The organism is Maridesulfovibrio sp. (assembly GCF_963666665.1).
In the GTDB taxonomy this organism is placed as follows: Bacteria; Desulfobacterota; Desulfovibrionia; order Desulfovibrionales; family Desulfovibrionaceae; genus Maridesulfovibrio.
Genome location: NZ_OY762999.1, coordinates 2,579,965 through 2,600,397, shown reverse-complemented (window position 1 = coordinate 2,600,397; position 20,433 = coordinate 2,579,965). Strand labels below are relative to the sequence as shown.

Genomic DNA, 20,433 nt, shown 5'->3' with positions numbered 1-20,433 from the left:
ATACGCGGATGATTGAGTTATTAGCCTATTTTAAAAAGGAACTGCCTCTTATCAACGGTTTCCTCGATGAGGAAATTTCTAAGCTTGAGGGGCTGGTGAAGGATGTAGCCAGACACGTGCTGCTTGCGCCGGGAAAGAGGATTCGCCCGGTGTTGACAATTCTTTCCGCCCGGGGATTGGGCTACGGGAAAGATGATATCTATCCTCTGGCCGGTTCTTTGGAAATCCTCCATGCCGCGACCCTTCTTCATGACGATATTTTAGATGATGCCGACTTGCGCCGTGGCGTAGAGGCTTCGCATCTGGTTTACGGTACCACCGAAACTATACTTGCCGGAGATGTCTTGCTGGCTCTGGCCAACAAGATCGGTGCTGATTACGGTAAGTCCCGGATCAGTTCCGTACTCGCTTCCGGGATCATGGCGACTGTTGAGGGTGAGATTCTTGAAATAGCCCACATTTCAGAACCGCTGATGAATCGTGATACCTATATGGATATCATTATCGGTAAGACTGCCCGTCTGATTGAAACCTCTTGCCGTCTTGGAGCTATTCTTGCTTCCGATGATCGCGCGATGGAAGATGCCGTCGGTAACTTCGGTTTGAATATGGGGATAGCTTTCCAGCTTGTTGACGATGCTCTTGATTATGAATCCCCTTCTGATGATACCGGCAAGCCTGAAGGCGGAGATATTAAAGAAGGTAAGATTACTTTACCTTTGATTCTTTATCTTGAAATGCTACAAGACAATGAAGCAGAGTTGTTGCTTGCTGAAATTAAAAGCCATACCATTTCGGATGAGAAACGTGATCATGTGCTTGCTGAAATCAGAAAGCACGGGTTGGGAGCCAGAACCAGAACCTATGCAGCTGAATATGTTGAAAAAGCCAAATCGTGTCTGGACCCGCTTCCTGAAGGTGAAGAAAAGCAGGTGCTTAAGCAGGCAGCTGATTTTGTGCTGACCCGGAAAAAATAGGTGAGACTAATGGAGAGGAGCTGTAGCTATGAGTCTGGATGATATTCTTGAATCACCACGATTGATGATGAAACTCAGCTTTCCTCCGGTCATGCTTCAGTTGATGCAGGAGGCCTGCAAGCCTGAGCCTGATTTTGCCGTGCTGGGTAAAATTATCAGTATGGACCCGGCTCTTTCAACAACCATTCTTAACCTCGTCAATTCCCCATTTTACGGTCTTTCTCAGGAAATTTCAGATTTCAAAAGAGCTGCTGTTGTGCTTGGCACCCGTGAACTGCTTAATCTGGCAGTCACGGTGACTTATCAAAAGCATATCTGTAAGCACATGGAACTGGATGACTACAAAATATATAATGACTGGATGCTTACCGTCTGGGGGGCTATTTCTGCTCAGCTTATTGCCTCTCGAATCTGTCCTGAGCAAGCGGATAAAGTTTACCTTTGCTGCTTACTGAAGGATATCTCCCTGTTTTTCCTGCGTTGTGCCGCTCCGGGAGAGTTGCCGGATGAAATTTCGAAAGATTCGGTTACCAGATCAGGTCCCGGTCAGTCCGATATCGAGACTGAAATATGGGGTATGAATCATGGTGCTCTCAGCCAACTCCTTTTAACCCGTTGGAAGATGGACACCCTCAATTGTCCTTCATTGCAGCATCATCACGCCATTGATGAGATAGATACTTTTGATATCCCTACTCAGGCAGTTATTCTCGCTACGAGATGGGCTGAACTAGAGTTAGGCAGTAATTCCGCTCCCTTTAATGTTCTGCAATTTGAAGTTCAGTTACAGCGTTCCCTTGATATGGATGAGGAAGCCATTGAGGGGTTCAGGGAGGTCTGTCGTACAAAATTTCAATCCATGCTCAAGATTCTCGGCATTTCTGAGGATGGCGGGGATGCCAACTTTTACAATCATTCCATAAAAAGTCTGCAATCCAGTTATTTTCTGAGTTTGGAACTTCTCACTGCTGAAGGCGGGATAGATTCCATTGCCCGGATAATAGGCCGACATCTCAAGTTGAGCTGGGATATTATCAATTGGGAGCTGGCTCTCAAGTCTCCACATACGGATAAATTTAAATTTTACCGTGTTGCTGAAGATAGCGGTCTTGAGTTGGCGGCAACAAATTGCGCTGCCGATGAAATACCGTGGCAGAAGCGCGGGGATGGGGAAGATATTGTCAGCCGGAAGATTTTGTTCGGCAGGTTTAGATTCAATTCCAAGAATATTAAGTCTGAAGATAGAAAGAACCTTAAACTTTATTTTCGGTTCATCGGTCAGGCTTATGAGCATTACTGCGCCAAGCAGCATTTGATTGAAGATCGTGCCGAGACTCTGGACACCTTGCCTTTGGGTGTTGCCAGCCTGGATTCTCAGGGCGATTTAATCGATATGAATGAGGCAATGATCCGCTTGCTTGGCGGGGCTTCTATCTCAGGTACTAAAAATTTCAATGATCTTTTCAAACTCGGTCTCGGTGCAGGGCTTGGTGTAAGTTGGAAGTTTTTTATCGATGACGAGGCTAAAAAATCTTTCAGCAAGATCATCTGTGTAAGCCTCAGGACCGGGGGAATGCCTCGTGATGCTTGTCTTTATGTCTCGGCTTACAAGCAGACCCGTGGTGGAGAGCCTCTGATTTCAGTGGTCATGGAAGACATCAGGGAAATGTCCGAGAGTCAGATTCAGGCTCTTAAGCAGCGAGATTTTCTTGAAGGGCTTGTTGATTCCATGCGCGATGTAGTGCTTACCGTGGATAGACGCGGAAACATTACTTATGCATCTTCACGTTTTTCAAAGATATTTTTGGGTCGTAATATTTTTGATATTGCTTCTCCCAGCGAAACATTTACCGGTCGCTGGGGGCCTGATATTTTTGAGCGGGATAAAACTGTGGTTGAAGTCCTTTTGAAAAGGACCGATACAGCCGGAAGACCTTTTGAGTTTGTTGTCAGCAAACTTGCCGGATCAGGGGAGAAGAGTCTTATTGTTGCCCGTGATCTGACTGCTATCCGCAGATTGGAAGACAAGCTCAAACGGCAGGCTATATTTGATGGTCTGACCGATCTATTCAACCATACCCAGTTCAACACCCTGATGGCCCGCGAAATTAATCGCAGCAGGCGGACCGGACGTCCGGTAGGTTTGCTTTTCTTTGATCTGGATGGTTTTAAGGCTGTTAATGACAATGAAGGGCATCAGGTCGGAGATGAGGTTCTTAAGGGCGTGGGAGATATCCTGCGCAATGAACTTCGCTCAGGTATGGATTTTCCCTGTCGCTACGGAGGGGATGAGTTCGGGGTGATTGTCACCGAAGTCCGGGCTGAGGCTCTTGAAAAAATAGGCAACAGAATCAGGCTCCGGGTGGAGAAGAAATTTTCTGGTAAGGTCACAATCAGCGGGGGGCTTACCGTGCTCAAGGAAGGGGATACTTCCGTCAGCATGTTGAACCGCGTTGACAAAGCTACATATGAAGCCAAGGATTTGGGCGGAAATGTACTGGTCTGGGCCAAATAGGTCCAGACTTTAATCATTAAGAGGAGATAGCCATGCTCTGGCGTGTCGAGGTCGCACTTAAAGACCATGTCCGTGATGTCCACGGTCATAAAGTTTCCAATAAGATCAAAGAAGAACTCGGTATTGATGCCGGTGAAGTCCGGACCATCAAGGTATATACTGTAGAAGGTCTTGAAAAAGACGAAATCGAAAAGGTTCTGGAGCTGGGCGTTTTGCACGACCCGGTCCTGCATACTCCTTCGCTGGAGCCGCTGGCCAAGGATTTCGCTTGGAACCTTGAAGTGGGCTTCCGTCCCGGCGTTACTGACAACGAAGGTCGTACTGCCAAGGAATCCGTTATTCTGGTTACCGATTCTGCTGATGTTGAGGCGGTAAAAGTATACACCTCCACTCAGTACCTTTTTGCCGAAGACCTCGGTCTTGAGCAGGTCAGCCATATAGCCAAAGACCTGCTGGCTAACGAACTCATCCAGCGTTACGAAATCCGTTCCGCAGATGAGTGGGTCAAGTCTCCGGGATTCGAAGCCAAGGCTGCACGGGTTACCGGTAAGGCCAGTGACGAGGTAGCGGTTATTGATCTCGCTGCCATGTCCGATGACGAAATGATGGCCTTCAGCCGTGAGAATACCCTTGCCCTCAGTCTTGAGGAATTCCACTGCATCCGTAATTACTATGCTGATCCTGAAGTGGTTAAGCAGCGTGAGGAAATGGGACTTACCGCCCAGCCTACCGATGCTGAGCTTGAAGCTCTGGCCCAGACTTGGTCCGAGCACTGCAAGCATAAGATTTTCAGCTCAAAGATTGAGTACGAAAACAAGGAAACCGGGGTTTCCTCCACTGTGGACAGTCTTTACAAAACCTGCATCATGAACACCACCAAGGAAATCCGCGCTGAAAAGGGCGAAGATGATTTCTGTCTGTCCGTGTTCAAGGATAACGCAGGTGTTATCAAATTTAACGACAAGCTCAATGTCTGCGTTAAAATGGAGACTCACAACAGTCCTTCCGCTCTGGACCCCTACGGCGGAGCGCTGACCGGGATTGTCGGTGTTAACCGTGACCCCATGGGTACCGGACTGGGTGCAAACCTTCTCTGCAACACTGATGTTTTCTGCTTTGCTTCTCCCTTCCATGAAGGAGAACTGCCTCCTCGTCTGCTGCATCCCCGCCGCGTATTTGAAGGCGTGCGTGAAGGTGTTGAGCACGGTGGTAACAAATCCGGTGTTCCCACTGTAAACGGCTCCATTGTTTTCGATGAACGCTATCTCGGTAAGCCGCTGGTTTACTGCGGAACTGTCGGCACCATGCCTGTTGAATCCGCAGGTCGCCTCAGTCACGAGAAGAAAGCCATGCCCGGTGACATCATCGTTATGACCGGTGGTCGTATCGGTAAGGACGGTATTCACGGTGCAACCTTTTCCTCTGAGGAACTGCATGAAGGTTCCCCGGCAACAGCGGTCCAGATCGGTGACCCCATCACCCAGCGTAAGATGTACGACTGCCTGATGCGCGCCCGTGATATGGGCCTGTACAACGCCATAACCGATAACGGTGCAGGCGGCTTGTCTTCATCTGTCGGTGAAATGGCCGAGGACAGCGGCGGTTGTGATCTCGACCTCGCCAAGGCTCCGCTCAAGTATGACGGCCTCAAGCCTTGGGAAATCCTTGTTTCCGAAGCTCAGGAGCGCATGACTCTCGCTGTTCCGCCGGAAAAGCTGAACGAGTTCATGGCCCTTGCCGATGAAATGGATGTGGAAGCTACTGCCCTCGGTACTTACACCGACAGCGGCCTCTACAACATTCGTTACGGCGAGAAGCCTGTTGCCTGCCTGCGTATGGAGTTTCTGCATGACGGCGTGCCCCAGATGCAGCTTAAAGCTGTCTGGGAACGTCCTGAAATTGAATTTACCGGTGAGCCGGAAGTTGCTGACCATACCGGGCTGCTTAAAGATATGCTCGGACGTCTGAATATCTGCAGCAAGGAATATGTTATCCGTCAGTATGACCATGAAGTGCAGGGCCGCAGTGTGGTCAAGCCTCTGGTTGGTGAAGAGGAAGACGGTCCCGCTGATGCAGGTGTGCTTCGTCCTGACTTTGATGATGATAAAGGTCTGGTCGTATCACACGGTATCTGCCCTAAATTCTCCGATCTCGATACCTACTGGATGATGGCCAACGCAGTTGACGAAGCTATCCGTAACGCAGTTGCTGTCGGTGGCGACATCACCCACATGGCCGGTATCGATAACTTCTGCTGGTGTGATCCGGTTCAGTCCGAATCCACTCCTGACGGCCACTACAAGCTGGCACAGCTTGTCCGTGCAAACCAGGCTCTGTCACACTTCTGCCGTGCTTTCGGAGTGCCCTGCATTTCCGGTAAGGACTCCATGAAGAACGACTACAAGGGCGGTGGCGTGAAAATTTCCATCCCGCCGACCGTACTCTTCTCCACTGTTGGTATTGTCCCGGACATCAATATGTGCGTGACTTCCGACTTTAAGAAGCCCGGTGAGTTCATTTATGTGCTCGGCCTGACCCGTGACGAAATGGGCGGTTCTGAGATTGCTTCCCAGCTTAACTTTGTCCATGACAAAGTTCCTCATGTTGAAGCTCTCACCGCTAAGGCCCGCTACATGACCCTTAACCAGGCCATGCGCCAGCGTTTGGTAAGCTCCTGCCACGACCTTTCCGACGGTGGTCTGGGTGTTGCCCTTGCCGAGATGTCACTTGGCGGACGTATCGGTTGTGAAGTTGACCTTCGCTCCGTACCCACCGAATACGGCATGTCCACCTTGTCCGTGCTCTACAGTGAGTCCGCATCACGTTTTGCAGTGACCGTGGCTCCTGAGAATGCCGGCAAGTTCGAGGAACTCTTCGCAGGTCAGATCTGCAAGCGCATCGGTATGACCGTGGGCGGCAACTCATTCGGCCTCATGGAAGGTTCTACCGGTATTATTCGTTGTAAGACCGAAGAACTTGCTACCGCTTTCAAGGAAACCTTGAACTGGTAGCCGGATAGTTAAATAAGAATTGAAGGCCGCGTTTCCATGGGGAACGCGGCCTTTTTGTTTTCTCTGTCCCGTCCTGAAATAGGTTTACACCCAAAGGACCTATTTTATGAAAAAGGAAGAAACTCAAAGAGTAAAGCGTACTCAGCGGGACTACACAATGGGCTTTAAATTGTCCGTTGTGGCATTAGTTGAAAAGGGTGAAATGACCTACAAGCAGGCCCAAAGGGCCTATGGAATCCAAGGTCGCAGCACTGTTTTAAAGTGGCTTCGTAAACATGGCAGCCTTGACTGGAGCAAGCCAATGGTACATCAGAAAAGAATGCCAAAATCCAAAGAGACTCCAGCACAAAAGATTAAGCGTCTTGAAAAAGAGCTTCAGGAAGAGAAGATCAAAACTATGCTTCTCAACGAAATGATTGATATTTCTGACAGAGAACTGGGTACTTCCATAAGAAAAAAACTTACCCCCGAGCTGCACGAGGTCTTCAGGAAACAAAGCAAATAAGTTTATCTGCTTGCTGTAGACAGCTCGGGGTGAGTCGGCAATCGATATATCAGGCTGAAAAACGCCATAAGGTACGGGAAAAACAGTTCCAAGAAGTAAAGAAACTTGTTTTGAGTCTGCGGGCCAGAATGCCTCGGCTGGGAACGCGTAAGCTTTATTTTTTATTGCGTGAGAAATTTGTAGCTCGTGGAATCAAGCTTGGGCGGGATGCTTTTTTCGCATTATTGCGCAGAGAGCATTTACTGATAAAAACAAGAAAAAATTACACAAAAACTACAAATTCAAAGCATTGGCTCAAAAAACATCCTAATTTATTGAAGGAGTTTAAGCCTCAGTATTCAGAAGAAGTCTTTGTTAGTGATATAACTTACGTAAAAACGTTAAATAAAACATACTATCTATCACTAATCACAGACTCTTTTAGCAGAAAAATTGTAGGTCACAATTTGAGTTCTGATCTTAGTGCCGAAGGGACCACTAAAGCTTTAGATATGGCTATCAAAAACCGAAAAACGCGAAACAAAACAATCCACCATTCAGATCGTGGATTGCAGTACGCATCGTCCATTTATCAAAACAAACTCAAGAAAGCCGAAATGGTCCCATCTATGACAGATGGGTATGATTGTTACCAAAATGCGTTAGCTGAACGTATAAATGGAATTTTAAAACAAGAATTTTTGGTGGTTAAATGCACTAGCTTTGATGAGTTAAATTCACTCGTAAAAGAGTCTATTGAAATATATAATTCTGAACGTCCTCATCTTAGTTTGAAAATGAAAACACCGAACCAAATACATAAACAGGGCTGTGGGGGTACCCCCACAGCCCTGTAGTAAACCAATTAACCGTCAATCTATTTTAGGACGGCTCACTCTGAAAATACTCTGAACCGTAACCCAACCGTGGGACTGTTACAGCCTTCACTCCTTATTAACATAGGCAAAAATAAGCAGTTAGTTTCTTCGCGCCAATGCGGAAATTATCAGGAGGATTTTGCCATGAAAGGTTCTAATGTGAGGGTGGACCTGCATGTACACTCAAAATATTCAACCCGTCCATCCCAGTGGATTCTGCAGAAGCTGGGTTGCCCGGAAAGTTTTACCGAACCGTTGAAGATCTATGAGAGAGCTCTTGCCCGGTCCATGAACATGGTCACTATTACGGATCACAACACCATTAACGGCAGTCTGGAAATCGCCCACCTCGATAATGCATTCATCAGCGAAGAGATAACCACATATTTTCCGGAAGACGGCTGTAAATTGCACGTTCTGGCTTATGACATCACTGAGGAACACCATCGTGAGTTTCAAAAGCTGCGTGAGAATGTATTCGATCTGGTTCCATATCTTCGCGAACAGGGAATTGTTCACGTGCTGGCCCATCCTCTTTTTGCGGTAAATGAAAGGCTTACCCCCGATCATTTCGAACAGGCCTTGCTCATGTTCAATCTCCTTGAGCTGAACGGCACCCGTGATGAAATGCAGAATTCAGCCCTGCGTACCATCGTAGACAACTTGACACCTGAAAAGATCGACCAACTCGCCGACAAACACGGCTTAGAGCCATATGGTAAGACTCCGTGGGTGAAGGGGCTTACCGGAGGTTCGGACGACCATTCCGGTATCAACATCGCTCGGGTTTATACCGAGATCGTTGATGTTGATACACCGCAGGAAATGCTCAAGGCAGTCAGTGAAGGGCGGGGTATGGTTCAGGGCAAGGCGGCTACTCCTCATACAATGGCGCACAATCTTTACGGTATTGCTTACCAGTTTTACAAAAGTCATTTTGATTGTACCAAGCTCAAACGTTCTGTTGAATGCTTCCGATACATAGATAACGTGCTTGATCCCGGCGATAAGGAGAATCCTTCTATCCTCGATAAGCTTCAGAACTTTCTTTACCGTCAGCGTTCGAAAAAATATTTCAAGACTTCCGACTCAGTGCAGGCCGCTTTATTGCGCGAAGCCAACCGGATCGTTGAAAGTGATGAACGCGCCCGCAATATCAGCTGCGGTTTCAGGTACAGCCCTGAAGAGTTGGAAGACGAGTGGTTCCGTTTTGTGGGAAATGCCACTGACAAGGTACTTTCAGGGCTGGGTGACAAGATAATCAATAGTGCCTTGGGTGCTAACCTGTTTGATGTTTTCCATACAATAGGCGCGGCTGGTTCCCTGTATACCCTGCTGGCTCCGTATTTTGTGTCCTACGGACTTTTTGCCAGTGAACGTGAGTTTGCCCGCGACTGTCTCTCCGTTTTCGGTCATAACGACCCGTTGGAGGGAGAAACCAAGATCGCCCATTTTACCGATACCTTCAGTGATGTGAACGGCGTGGCTTTGACTTTGCAGCATCAGCTGGATGTGGCCCGCAAACATGACAAGAAGCTGACCGTAATCACTTGCGGCTCCGACGGTTCCAGTGATCAGGTCGTAAACTTCACCCCGGCAGGGGAATTTGATCTTCCAGAATACCCGGAACTTTCATTCAAATACCCTCCGTTCCTGCGTGTGCTGGCTCACTGCCTTGAAACAAATTACACCCTGCTTCACCTAGCTACTCCCGGCCCTGTCGGGCTGGCCGGACTGGCTGTTGCCAAGCTGCTCAAGCTTCCGGTTCACGGAACTTATCATACTGCCTTCCCGCAGTACGTACGGGCTTTCACCGATGACACAGGTCTTGAAGACATCGCGTGGAAATTTATGATCTGGTTCTACAATCAGATGGATACGGTTTTTGTCCCCTCAGAGGCTACCGGGGATGAACTTGCAGAGAAGGGAGTCAAAGCACATAAGATCAAGGTTTATCCTCGTGGGGTAGATATCAATCGCTTTACACCGGAAAAACGCAACGGTTTCTATAATGGACGTTTCAAGGTAAAGGAAGCGGTTAAGCTACTTTATGTGGGACGTGTTTCGCGGGAAAAGAATCTTGATGTTCTGACCGAAGCTTTTAAGACGGTCTCAACGATCAGGCCGGAATTGCATCTTGTTGTAGTCGGTGACGGTCCATACCTTGAGGAAATGAAGAAAAGGCTGGAAGGGTGTCCGGTTACCTTTACCGGTTATCTTGGGGGTGACGAACTTTCCGCATGCTATGCCAGTTCTGATGTATTTGTCTTCCCTTCGTCAACCGATACGTTCGGCAACGTGGTCCTAGAAGCACAGGCTTCCGGGCTTCCGGTAATCGTTACTGACTCCGGAGGGCCTTGCGAGAACCTTATTGAAGACACCACCGGATTAATTGTCGAAGCAGGAAATGCTGATGCTCTAGCCAGAGCCATTGTCCGCCTTGCTGATCATCCCGAACTTCTCCAGTACATGAAAAAGAGTGCACGGACATATACAGAGAAGCGCTCCTTTGATGCTGAGTTTTTGAAGACTTGGACTATGTATGAGGATTTGTCTAAACGTTCGGCAGTGCAATAAAAAAGGCCCGGCAACTAACGTTGCCGGGCCTTTCAACTAATCTATATATCAGAACTATTCTTCGTCTTCGACTGCGTCAGCGATAGCGCATTCGGTGGTCAGCAGGAGGCTGGACACGGAAGCTGCGTTCTGGAGAGCGATACGGGTAACCTTTTTGGGGTCGATAACACCGGCCTTAATGAGGTCTTCGTATACACCGGTACCGGCGTTGAAACCGAAACCGTCTTTGCCTGCGGCAACTTTTTCAACAACAACGGAACCTTCGAAACCGGCGTTGGCAGCGATCATGCGCAGGGGCTGCTGAGCAGCACGACGGATGATGTTGATACCTGCCAGTTCGTCGTCGTTGCCTGCTTTGAGGTCGTCGAGAGCTTTGGCGCAACGTACGAGGGCGGTACCGCCACCAGCTACGATGCCTTCTTCAACAGCTGCGCGGGTTGCGTTCAGAGCATCTTCAACGCGAGCTTTCTTTTCTTTCATTTCAACTTCAGTAGCAGCACCAACTTTGATTACTGCAACACCGCCAACGAGCTTGGCGAGGCGTTCCTGAAGTTTTTCACGGTCGTAGTCAGAAGAAGAATCATTGATCTGAGCTTCGATCTGTTTAACGCGGGCTTTGATTTCTTCAACGTTGCCTGCGCCGTCTACGATAACGGTGTTTTCTTTGTCTACGCGTACACGCTTGGCGGTACCCAGACCTTCAACGGTCATAGCGTCGAGGGAAAGGCCGATGTCTTCGGAAACAACGGTAGCACCGGTGAGGGTTGCGAGGTCTTTGAGCATTTCCTTGCGGCGGTCACCGAAGCCGGGAGCCTTGATAGCGCAAACATTGAGGTTGGCGCGCAGTCTGTTAACTACGAGAGTAGCCAGAGCTTCGCCGTCCACGTCTTCAGCTACGATGAGCAGGGGACGGGACATTTTGAGAACCTGCTCGAGGATGGGGAGCAGATCTTTCATGTTGGAAACTTTTTTCTCAACAAGAAGAATCATGGGATCTTCGAATTCGCAAACCATTTTGTCGGTGTCGGTTGCGAAGTAGGGAGAGAGGTATCCGCGGTCGAACTGCATGCCTTCAACAACGTCCAGTTCGGTTTTCATGGATTTGGCTTCCTCAACGGTGATAACGCCTTCCTTGCCTACTTTGTCCATGGCTTCAGCGAGGATTTCACCGATGGTGGAGTCGCTGTTAGCGGAGATGGTGCCGACCTGAGCGATTTCAGCTTTGTCGCGGGTGGGCTTGGCCAGTTTGCCGAGCTCTTCAACGATAGCTTCAACAGCGGAGTCGATACCGCGTTTGATGGACATGGGGTTACGGCCTGCAGCAACAAGCTTTACACCTTCTGCGAAGATGGACTGGGCCAGAACGGTAGCAGTTGTGGTACCGTCACCTGCGATGTCGTTGGTTTTGGAAGCAACTTCCTTAACCATCTGCGCGCCCATGTTTTCGAACTTGTCTTCAAGGTCGATTTCCTTGGCAACAGTCACACCGTCTTTGGTGATGGTGGGAGCGCCCCAGGATTTTTCGATAACAACGTTACGGCCTTTGGGTCCGAGGGTAACCTTTACTGCTTCTGCGAGGGTGTCCACACCTTTTTTAAGGTGTTCACGTGCAGTTACGTCAAATTCAATTGCTTTTGCCATGTCTTATATTCTCCTGATCTGGAAAAAATTAATTTATTAAGGGGATATTACTCGACGATCGCGAGGATTTCGTCTTCGCGCATGATGATGAATTCGTCTGCGTCGATTTTCAGTTCGTTACCAGCATATTTGGCGAAGAGAACTACGTCGCCTGCTTTAACGGTCATGGGGTTGTTGTCTTTACCGGGACCTGCAGCAACAACTTCACCTTTCATGGGCTTTTCTTTTGCGGAATCGGGGATGATGATGCCGCTGGCGGTCTTCTGCTCGGTTTCTACACGCTTGATGAGTACACGATCCTGTAAAGGCTTGAGATTCATGGTTCCTCCAAAATAAATAGACTTTTTTAGATAAGATAAGTAATCCGCGAGTTTATGGCGGATCATACTTTTAAATTTCAAAGCCTGCGTCTCTCAGCAGGCCGGATGCTTCCGCAGAAGCTGACATAAATTAAGACAGTCTGCAGATATGTCAACACCGTGAGTCGAAAAAAAATACTGCTTTTTTTAAACAGTTTTGATTGTGAGATTTGATCCAAATTTGAGACCGTCCAGCTCTTTTAACGCAATCTGCTTGACATTCCTTTGTAAATGCTTGTAATCCCCCATTCCGCCCTGATTTTAGGGGCCCGCTGCACCGGCGAAAAGTTACTTTTTTGTGCTTTCTAAATATAATATCCTCTCAGGCTAAGATTTGCTTTTCGCTATGGCTTTTTCTAAATTTCTGGTGTAGTGGGCTTTAAGGGGTACGGATATCCGCCGCCTGAGCGCGGGAAAAAATACTTTTGAAGGAGTTAACTATGAGTAAAACTGTTCTTGTTAAGAAAATCCGGGAAAAACTGGAGCTGAGTGCAAAAGACGCATCTGCCGCACTGGACGGCGTTCTCAGCGCAATCGAAGATGGCCTCAAAGAAGAAGGCAATGTTACCCTTACAGGTTTCGGTACATTTAAGACTGTAGAGCGTTCCGCTCGCACCGGACGCAATCCCCAGACCGGCGAAGCAATCCAGATTCCCGCTTCCCGTGGCGTTAAATTCACTCCCGGAAAATTCCTCAAGGACGCAGTTAAATAATTCTGGTTCTGACGAAGTTTTAAAGCCGTTTCCGGGTAACTCCGGAAACGGCTTTTTTTATGTGTACAATGTATAAGAATACTCATAGCCTTCCTCTCGCTCCACTGCGCTTCCCGTTGAAGATGATAAAAAATGTCATGCGCGAATTAATTATAATATCTAGCTGAGTTTCAAGCTATCGGAGTTGAAAATGATTTCTTTATGGAACAAGCCGTTTGGATATAAGCATGTGCTTAATATAAGCATGCCCCTTGCGGTGAGTATGGCTTCCACCACCATAATGCAGGTAACAGACCGCATCTTTCTTGGGCGTTATTCCATGGAGGCCATTGCCGCCGCTTTGCCTGCAGGAATTATGTCCTTTCTGTTCATTTCTTTTTTTATGGGGGTGGCCAGTTATATTAATGTATTTATTGCTCAGTATACCGGAGCTGCAAGGCCGGAACGAGTCGCATCAAGCCTTTGGCAGGGGATATATTTCGCTCTTGGAGCGTGGGTGCTCCTGGGTGTTATGGGATTCTGGCTGACTCCGCTTCTGGAACGGGGCGGGCATCCCCCGGAAGTACTGGAGCTTGAGATTCAATATTTCCGTATACTCATGCTCGGAGCCGGACTTCCTGTGCTTGATACCGCTCTTTCAGGGTTCTTTGCCGGACGCGGGCTGACCCGGACGGTCATGGTGGTCAATATGATCGGTGCGGCAGTTAATATTCCCTTGGATTATGCTCTGATCAACGGATTCTGGTTCTTTCCCGAGATGGGTATCCGCGGGGCAGCCATCGCAACTATTACTGCCGGGGCGGTAATTGTAGGTATCTATATTCCGCTTATTTTCAGTAAAGCCAATGAAAAATCTTTCAGGACACGCAGCAATTTCCGTTTTGACCCGAAACTCTTCAAGAGGTTTATCTCATTCGGACTTTCTAATGGTGTGCAGTTTTTTCTCGACATCTTCGCCGTCACTTTCTTTGTGTATATGGTCGGGAGATTGGGAACCGTAATCCTCGCTGCCAGCAATATTGTCCTTTCCATTGATGGAGTGTCGTTTTTCCCGGCTTACGGGATTGCTGTAGGGGTCAGCACTCTTGTGGGACAGGCCATCGGACAGGGCAGGCCGGATTATGCGAGGCGGGCCACCAAATGCGCTTTTCATATTACTACCGTCTGGATGCTTTTCATGGGATTGATTTATCTCGTTTTCCCGGAATTGCTCCTGTCATTGTTCCGTCCTGAGAACATCTCTGATGCAGTCTTTGCTGATGTCTTGGATTACGGAACACATTTTCTGCTTTTTACTGCAGCATATATTCTTTTTGACGGAATGGCGCTGGTCTATTCCGGTGCCCTGAAAGGTGCCGGTGATGTTGTTTTTGTCATGAAGAGTGTTGGATTGTGCTGTGTCGCGGTGATGGTAATTCCCTGCTACATGGGAGTAGAGGTGTATCCTTCCGGTCCATATTTTCTGTGGGCCATATTTACCCTGTATGTAATTATTCTGTCAGCAGCGTTCTATCGGCGGTTTAAGGGTGGTAAATGGGAGAGTATGCGAGTTATTGAGTAATTAAAAGGCCGGGTTGATTTAAATCAACCCGGCCTTTATTTGTTCGTATAAGTCGAAGTTATGTTTCCTGAGTGGCAAGCAGCATTTCCGGTCTGACCTTTTGCAGGAAGCCGTATGCTGAGGCGCAGATAAAGCCTTCGATGATCATGATGGGAATGTGTCCGTAAACAATCATCTGTGCTGCTGAGACAAAGCTTTCATCGGTAAAGGAAAGAGCCAGAGAGGTCAGGAGAGCGGAAAGAGCGATTGAGACTGCACCGCAAAGGAATGCTCCGAGGCTCATGCTGAAAAAGTTTTTTTTGAGCAGCGGGCGAAACATATAATGGCAGGCCACTGCGGGTAGGGCCATGGTTGCTGTGTTTACTCCGATTACAGTCAGTCCGCCGTATTGGAAGAGGACTGCCTGCAGCAGGAGACCGGTAAAGATGGCCGGAAAAGCAGCCCAGCCGAGAAGAAGGCCCATGAGACCGCTAAGGATCAGGTGTGCACTGGAAGGTCCTATCGGAATATGAATCAGTGAGGCAATAAAAAAGACCGAAGAGAGCAGTGCTACGGAAACAAGTTTTTCCGAATCAAGCTTTCTCAGGCCGATTATGGTTCCTGTTGCTGCTACAACCGCACCGCTGGCAAGTACCGGCAGTGAAAGGACTCCTTCTGATATGTGCATACTCGTATTCCTTATTAGTAATGAGTAGGACAGCCCTAGATCTTATTTCAGATTTGTGAGGCAGATGCTGCATACTTTTTTCGAAAGTATAGCACTGCGTGGAGCGTGTCAAGAAGGGTTATGGATTCTTGATCATATCTAACGTCATCAGCGGTACTTATCGAGCATTTTCAGCAGGTTCTTGTTCTCAATCGGCTTGGCAAGATAATCGTTCATGCCGGAATCAAGGAATTTTTCCCGATCCCCTTTCATGGCGTAGGCCGTCATGGCGATGATGGGAATGTCTTTGTTTTCTCGGCCAGCCTCACCCTTTCGGATGGCCTGAGTCGCTGAGATCCCATCCATGATTGGCATCTGGATGTCCATCATTATTAAATGGAAATTTTTTTGGGCTGCGGCTTCTAAAGCAAGCTGCCCATTCTCGACGGCAGTTACTTCGCATCCGGCCAATTCCATTTGCCGCTTAGCAGCCAGTCTGTTTATGGCTTCGTCTTCTACTAAAAGTACTTTAAGGCTAGTTTTAGGTGGCTTGATCGTTTCAGCTAATACCGGTGCTGCTTTGTCTGATGAAGGAAGGCCAAAGGGAATACATAAATATACCGTAGTACCTATGCTCAGCTCGCTTTCGATTGAAATATTACCGCCCATAAGTTTCACAAGCTGTTTACATATTGATAAACCCAGTCCCGCGCCTTGATGGGTGCGGCGATAGCCTTCGCTGAGCTGTATGAAAGGCGAGAATAATTCCTCCATCTTGCTGTCCGGTATACCCGGGCCTGTATCGCTGACGCTGAAGAGAATTTTAGTCGTACCGGCAGTTGTATGGGGCAGGGGGTAGGTTTCAACCTTGATGATTCCATTTTTCGTAAATTTAATCGCATTGCTAATTATGTTGGTTAATACCTGCTGCAGTCGTGATGAATCTCCGGTAATCTTTGTTATGGTCGCCGGGTGAAGGGTTAGATTCAGCTTGAGACCTTTTTGCTGGGCTGAAGGCCGGTATAAATCTGTCAGGTTTTGCAGGAGTTCCGGCAGATCAAAGGGGGTCGGATCGACTGCAAGCTTGCCCGCTTCGACCCGGGAAAGATCAAGAATGTCCGACAGCAGAGTGGTAAGCCTTTTTACTCCCACAACTGCGAGTTCAATGTATTCGAGTTGCTTGTCTCTTTGCTGGGTCGATTTTAGTAATTGCAGCATGCCCAGCACTCCATTTAAAGGGGTTCGTATTTCGTGGCTCATGTTCGCAAGGAATTCGCTTTTAGCCCTGCTTGCTGATTCAGCCTGCTCCTTGGCTTTAATGAGTTGTCGGTGCGTTTTTTTTATTTCAGTAAGATCAACATCTATACAATACATGTATTTTGAGCCGTCTGGGTTTTTCTGCATGACGTGAGCTGAGTACACAGGTACGGTGCTGCCGTCTTTGTGGATCAGATCCAATTCTCCGGCAGGGATGCTGATTCCTTTGTCATGCCAGTCCCGGATATTGCTGATCACTGCTTCTCTCATGTACTCCGGGATAATCAGCTCTTCCAGTTTTTTTCCCAAAGCTTCTTCCTGTGAATATCCATAGAGCTTTTCACTGGCTTTATTCCAGAAAACGACTTCCCTATTATTGTTATATCCTTGAACAGAAACCATCTCTACATGGTCAATTAGCTTCCTGAATCTTTCTTCAAGGTAATCGTCAGTGCCGTAGAGCTGGGCTTCTAGTTGAGCTATGTGCTCGTTTTTTTGCTCCAGCTCTTTAAGTAATTGTTCTTTGCTTATATCAATCATGTGCGTTCCATTGGTTTCAAGAAGGTTCCTATAAATATGCCATATTGCCCGGCACATGCACAGGGGAGATTCGATAATAGGGGAATATAATTCCTGCCAATTTTATGACTGTGGGTAGGGGATGCTCTTTTTTGTGATTTAAGAAAGTATTACAGTTGTTTATGCGGTTTATAATTCTTTAGGTTCGTTGGTATGCATGTTGCTCTCTCAGGGGTAGGAGGTAAAAAAATGCGAAAAAAAAGAATATCTGAGAAAACAATCCCTCTTCTGTTCGACTTTGTAGTATGGGGAGGATTTGCTGCCTTTTTGTTTGCGACTTATATCGCCTGCCAGACTCTTTTGGAGCGGTTTCCAGGCCCGGTTAATAAAATTATGAGTATGTTTCAGAATTTTGTCGCATAATTTTCCGAATCGTGAGGGTGGACTTAGCGGCAGGCACTGATTCAGGAGGGGATTTTCCGCGAAAGGTTGACTTCATTCAAATAGGGGCTACATTAATTGTGAAAATGAAATCCCCTATCAACGGAGCCTTTGATGGAAAATTTAATAGTTTTCGGTGTAATTGGAATAGCTGTAATCTATCTGGCCCGAAAGTGGTTTGGTCAAGGAGGGGGCGGTTGCGGCTGTGGTTGTGATTGCTCAGCTTCGAAAGATAGAGAAAGTTGTTGCGGTGAAGGTAATAACTGCGTCGATGATCTTCGACAAAAGTAGTAATAATTTATAAAAGTTCATATTTTCAGCTTTTTACCGACTTCTATTTGCTAAAGTCTACGCTGATTGATACCATTGGTTTATTAGGCCGCCCGCTATCTGCGGGCGGCTTTTTTTTGTTTTTGCGGGCATACACGTATAAATGAATGCTGTTTTCATAATTAGCTACATAGTCAGTAGGTTTTTCCGGTGTTAGAAGTATTTTTGCTCGATAAAAACAAAAATGTAAATCGGATTGTGAAAAAATGTTCAAATATGTTGTTTTTCGGCTAAAAAAGGGTTCGATAGTGAACTTTTACACCGTTAATAATATGGGAGAACGAAAATGAGACTGCAGAATTGCTAAAGGGTACCGTCAGGGGGAAGGAAATAGTTTATAATAAAAAATACAATTAAATTAGTATTTTATTAGTTGGTTTTAATCCTGTTCGTTTTTGCAGAATGGCGAAAAAGAGTCTCATTGAGAGTCAATTTTTTAATGTACTTACTAAAATTTTTTTTAGCCACTCTTTTTTGCTGAAATTGTCAGAGGATTGTGTTAAGTACATGTTACTTTCAGCTCGTCTCATTGCCGCGCTTTATTTCAGGCTAGACGAATTCGTTCTCGTAAATTACTGGTTTCCTTTAAAAAATTTGGGTTTAACAAGAATGTGTATCCGCATGCTCCCCCGCTTGCGGCGATGTGTTCCATTCTCAAACCATAGGGAGGGGAAGTGGCCAAGAAGAAGATTAGGTTCATGTGTACAGCCTTTCGTGACGGTTTTCAGTCCGTTTACGGGGCCAGAGTTAAGACCGATGATTTCCTGCCGGCCGTAGAAGCGGCAAAGGAAGCAGGTATTAATTGGTTTGAAGCTGGCGGAGGCGCACGGTTCCAGGCCCTCTACTTTTATTCCAATGAATGTGCTTTTGATATGATGGACAGGTTCAGGGAGACCGCAGGTCCCGACGCCGACCTCCAGACACTCGCTCGTGGTGTCAACGTTGTCGGACTTGAATCCCAGCCCAGTGACGTCATCAAAGCTCATGCTGATCTTTTTGCCAAACATGGCATTACCACCATTCGTAACTTTGACGCTCTTAACGACGTCAATAACCTGATCTACAGCGGTCAGTGTATTGCTGATGCCGGACTTAAACATCAGGTTGTAGTTTCCATGATGGAACTCCCTCCGGGATGTATCGGCGCACACGATGCAGCATTTTACGAGAAGACTCTGCGTCAGATTCTTGATGCGGATATTCCTTTTGATTCCGTATGTTTTAAAGATGCTTCCGGCACATCCACCCCGGCCAAGGTTTATGAGACCATCAAAGCCGCCAAGAAGATGCTGCCCGAAGATGTAATGCTTCACTTCCATACTCATGAAACAGCAGGGATCGGCGGGCTTTGCTACCATTCTGCTATCGAAGCAGGTGCCGATGCTGTTGACCTGTCCATGGCTCCCGCTTCCGGCGGAACATGCCAGACTGACATCATTACCATGTGGCATATCCTGCGCGGTACTGATTATACTATTGACGTCGATATCGATAAAATTATCAAGGCTGAGGATGTTTTCCGCGACTGCATGAAGGACTACTTCCTGCCGCCTGAAGCGACTCAGGTCGATCCCATGATCCCCTTCAGCCCCATGCCCGGTGGCGCATTGACTGCGAACACCCAGATGCTCAGGGACAACGGTCTCATGGATAAATATCCCGAAATCATCCGTGCAATGAGTGAAGTTGTACGCAAGGGTGGGTTCGGTACTTCCGTTACCCCGGTTTCCCAGTTCTACTTTCAGCAGGCTTTCAACAACGTAATGTTCGGACCTTGGAAGAAGTTTGCTGACGGTTACGGCAAGATGGTTCTGGGTTATTTTGGTAAGACTCCTGTCGAGCCTGATCCGGAAATCGTCAAGCTTGCATCCGAGCAGATGGAACTTGAACCGACCAAGAAAACTCCGCTTGAAATCAACGATGCAGATCCTACTAAAGGTCTCGCACCAGCACGTGAAATCTGTGAAAAAGAAGGTTTCGAGCTTACCGATGAAAATATCTTCATCGTTGCTACCTGTAAAGATAAGGGTGTCAGCTACCTTAAAGGTGAAGCCCGTATCGGTGTCCGCTACAAGAAGGATGTTGAAGCCGAGCAGCTTAAGAAATTGGGCGCAACTGTCGGCGGCGGTTCCGGTTCCGGAACAGTCAATGTTACTGTGAACGGACAGTCCTACACAGTTAATGTGGACGGTTCCACCGCTACTCTTAACGGCAAGTCCTTTAATATCGGTGCCGGTGATGCTTCCGCTTCCGGCGGCGCAGCTCCTGCAGCACCCGCAGGTGCAACCGAACCTATTGCTGCTCCCATGCCCGGCCTGATCATCAGATTGGCTGTCGAGCCCGGAACACAGGTTCAGGAAGGGCAGACCATCGTTGTCATGGAAGCCATGAAGATGGAAATGGAAGTTAAGGCGCATAAGGCCGGAACTGTGAACTCCTTCTCCGTTACTTCGGGTGATCAGGTGCAGCAGGGACAGCCGTTGGCCCAGATGACCGTTTAATCTCCTGACCACTAATTTATAAG

13 protein-coding genes are annotated in these 20,433 nt (G+C 47.6%); 9 read left to right on the top strand and 4 right to left on the bottom strand.

The features are described 5' to 3' along the window. Positions 1-8: 8 nt before the first annotated feature. From ACKU40_RS11955 to ACKU40_RS11935, 5 genes are all read left to right on the top strand, one after another. A complete protein-coding gene (locus tag ACKU40_RS11955) occupies positions 9-977 on the top strand; it encodes a polyprenyl synthetase family protein (protein ID WP_320173024.1) in 969 nt (322 codons plus the stop codon). Positions 978-1,005: 28 nt separating this feature from the next. Next, on the top strand, positions 1,006-3,492 hold the full coding sequence (locus ACKU40_RS11950; RefSeq protein ID WP_320173023.1) for an HDOD domain-containing protein: 2,487 nt from the start codon (positions 1,006-1,008) through the stop codon (positions 3,490-3,492). 32 nt (positions 3,493-3,524) lie between these two features. Beyond that, positions 3,525-6,503 (top strand): phosphoribosylformylglycinamidine synthase subunit PurS, encoded by a 2,979-nt coding sequence (locus tag ACKU40_RS11945; protein WP_320173022.1) that lies wholly within the window; start codon positions 3,525-3,527, stop codon positions 6,501-6,503. 106 nt (positions 6,504-6,609) lie between these two features. Continuing rightward, positions 6,610-7,844, top strand: a protein-coding gene (locus tag ACKU40_RS11940; protein ID WP_320173021.1) for an IS3 family transposase whose coding sequence is annotated in 2 segments (ribosomal slippage) — positions 6,610-6,964 and positions 6,964-7,844 — 1,236 coding nt in all. Because the reading frame shifts where the segments join, the coding sequence is not laid out codon by codon here. Positions 7,845-8,009: 165 nt separating this feature from the next. Beyond that, the gene (locus ACKU40_RS11935) at positions 8,010-10,442 is read left to right on the top strand and encodes a glycosyltransferase (protein ID WP_320173020.1); all 2,433 of its coding nucleotides are present in this window, start codon (positions 8,010-8,012) and stop codon (positions 10,440-10,442) included. A 54-nt stretch (positions 10,443-10,496) separates the two neighbouring features. On the opposite strand, the gene groL is transcribed toward ACKU40_RS11935, so the two are convergent. Next, the gene (gene groL / locus ACKU40_RS11930) at positions 10,497-12,083 is read right to left on the bottom strand and encodes a chaperonin GroEL (protein WP_320173019.1); all 1,587 of its coding nucleotides are present in this window, start codon (positions 12,081-12,083) and stop codon (positions 10,497-10,499) included. Between the two features lie 47 nt (positions 12,084-12,130). Beyond that, complete coding sequence (locus ACKU40_RS11925) at positions 12,131-12,403, bottom strand: co-chaperone GroES (protein ID WP_320007531.1); 273 nt, start codon at positions 12,401-12,403, stop codon at positions 12,131-12,133. A 479-nt stretch (positions 12,404-12,882) separates the two neighbouring features. Between ACKU40_RS11925 and ACKU40_RS11920 the strand changes: the two genes are divergently transcribed. Beyond that, complete coding sequence (locus ACKU40_RS11920; protein WP_015850656.1) at positions 12,883-13,155, top strand: HU family DNA-binding protein; 273 nt, start codon at positions 12,883-12,885, stop codon at positions 13,153-13,155. 190 nt (positions 13,156-13,345) lie between these two features. Continuing rightward, positions 13,346-14,716, top strand: a complete 1,371-nt coding sequence (locus ACKU40_RS11915; protein WP_320173018.1) for an MATE family efflux transporter — start codon at positions 13,346-13,348, stop codon at positions 14,714-14,716. A 58-nt stretch (positions 14,717-14,774) separates the two neighbouring features. Here ACKU40_RS11915 and cbiM read toward each other — a convergent pair whose 3' ends face one another. Next, positions 14,775-15,383, bottom strand: coding sequence for a cobalt transporter CbiM (gene cbiM / locus ACKU40_RS11910; RefSeq protein WP_320173017.1), 609 nt, complete (start codon positions 15,381-15,383; stop codon positions 14,775-14,777). A gap of 147 nt (positions 15,384-15,530) precedes the next feature. Next, positions 15,531-17,159 (bottom strand): ATP-binding protein, encoded by a 1,629-nt coding sequence (locus tag ACKU40_RS11905; protein WP_320173016.1) that lies wholly within the window; start codon positions 17,157-17,159, stop codon positions 15,531-15,533. Between the two features lie 228 nt (positions 17,160-17,387). Here ACKU40_RS11905 and ACKU40_RS11900 point away from each other — a divergent pair, with 228 nt between their 5' ends. Continuing rightward, positions 17,388-17,561 carry a hypothetical protein gene (locus ACKU40_RS11900; RefSeq protein WP_320173015.1) on the top strand — a complete coding sequence of 58 codons (174 nt, stop codon included), beginning with the start codon at positions 17,388-17,390 and terminating at the stop codon, positions 17,559-17,561. A gap of 1,022 nt (positions 17,562-18,583) precedes the next feature. Beyond that, entirely contained in the window at positions 18,584-20,410 is a 1,827-nt protein-coding gene (locus ACKU40_RS11895; protein ID WP_320173014.1) for a biotin/lipoyl-containing protein, read from the top strand. The last annotated feature ends 23 nt before the right edge of the window (positions 20,411-20,433 follow it).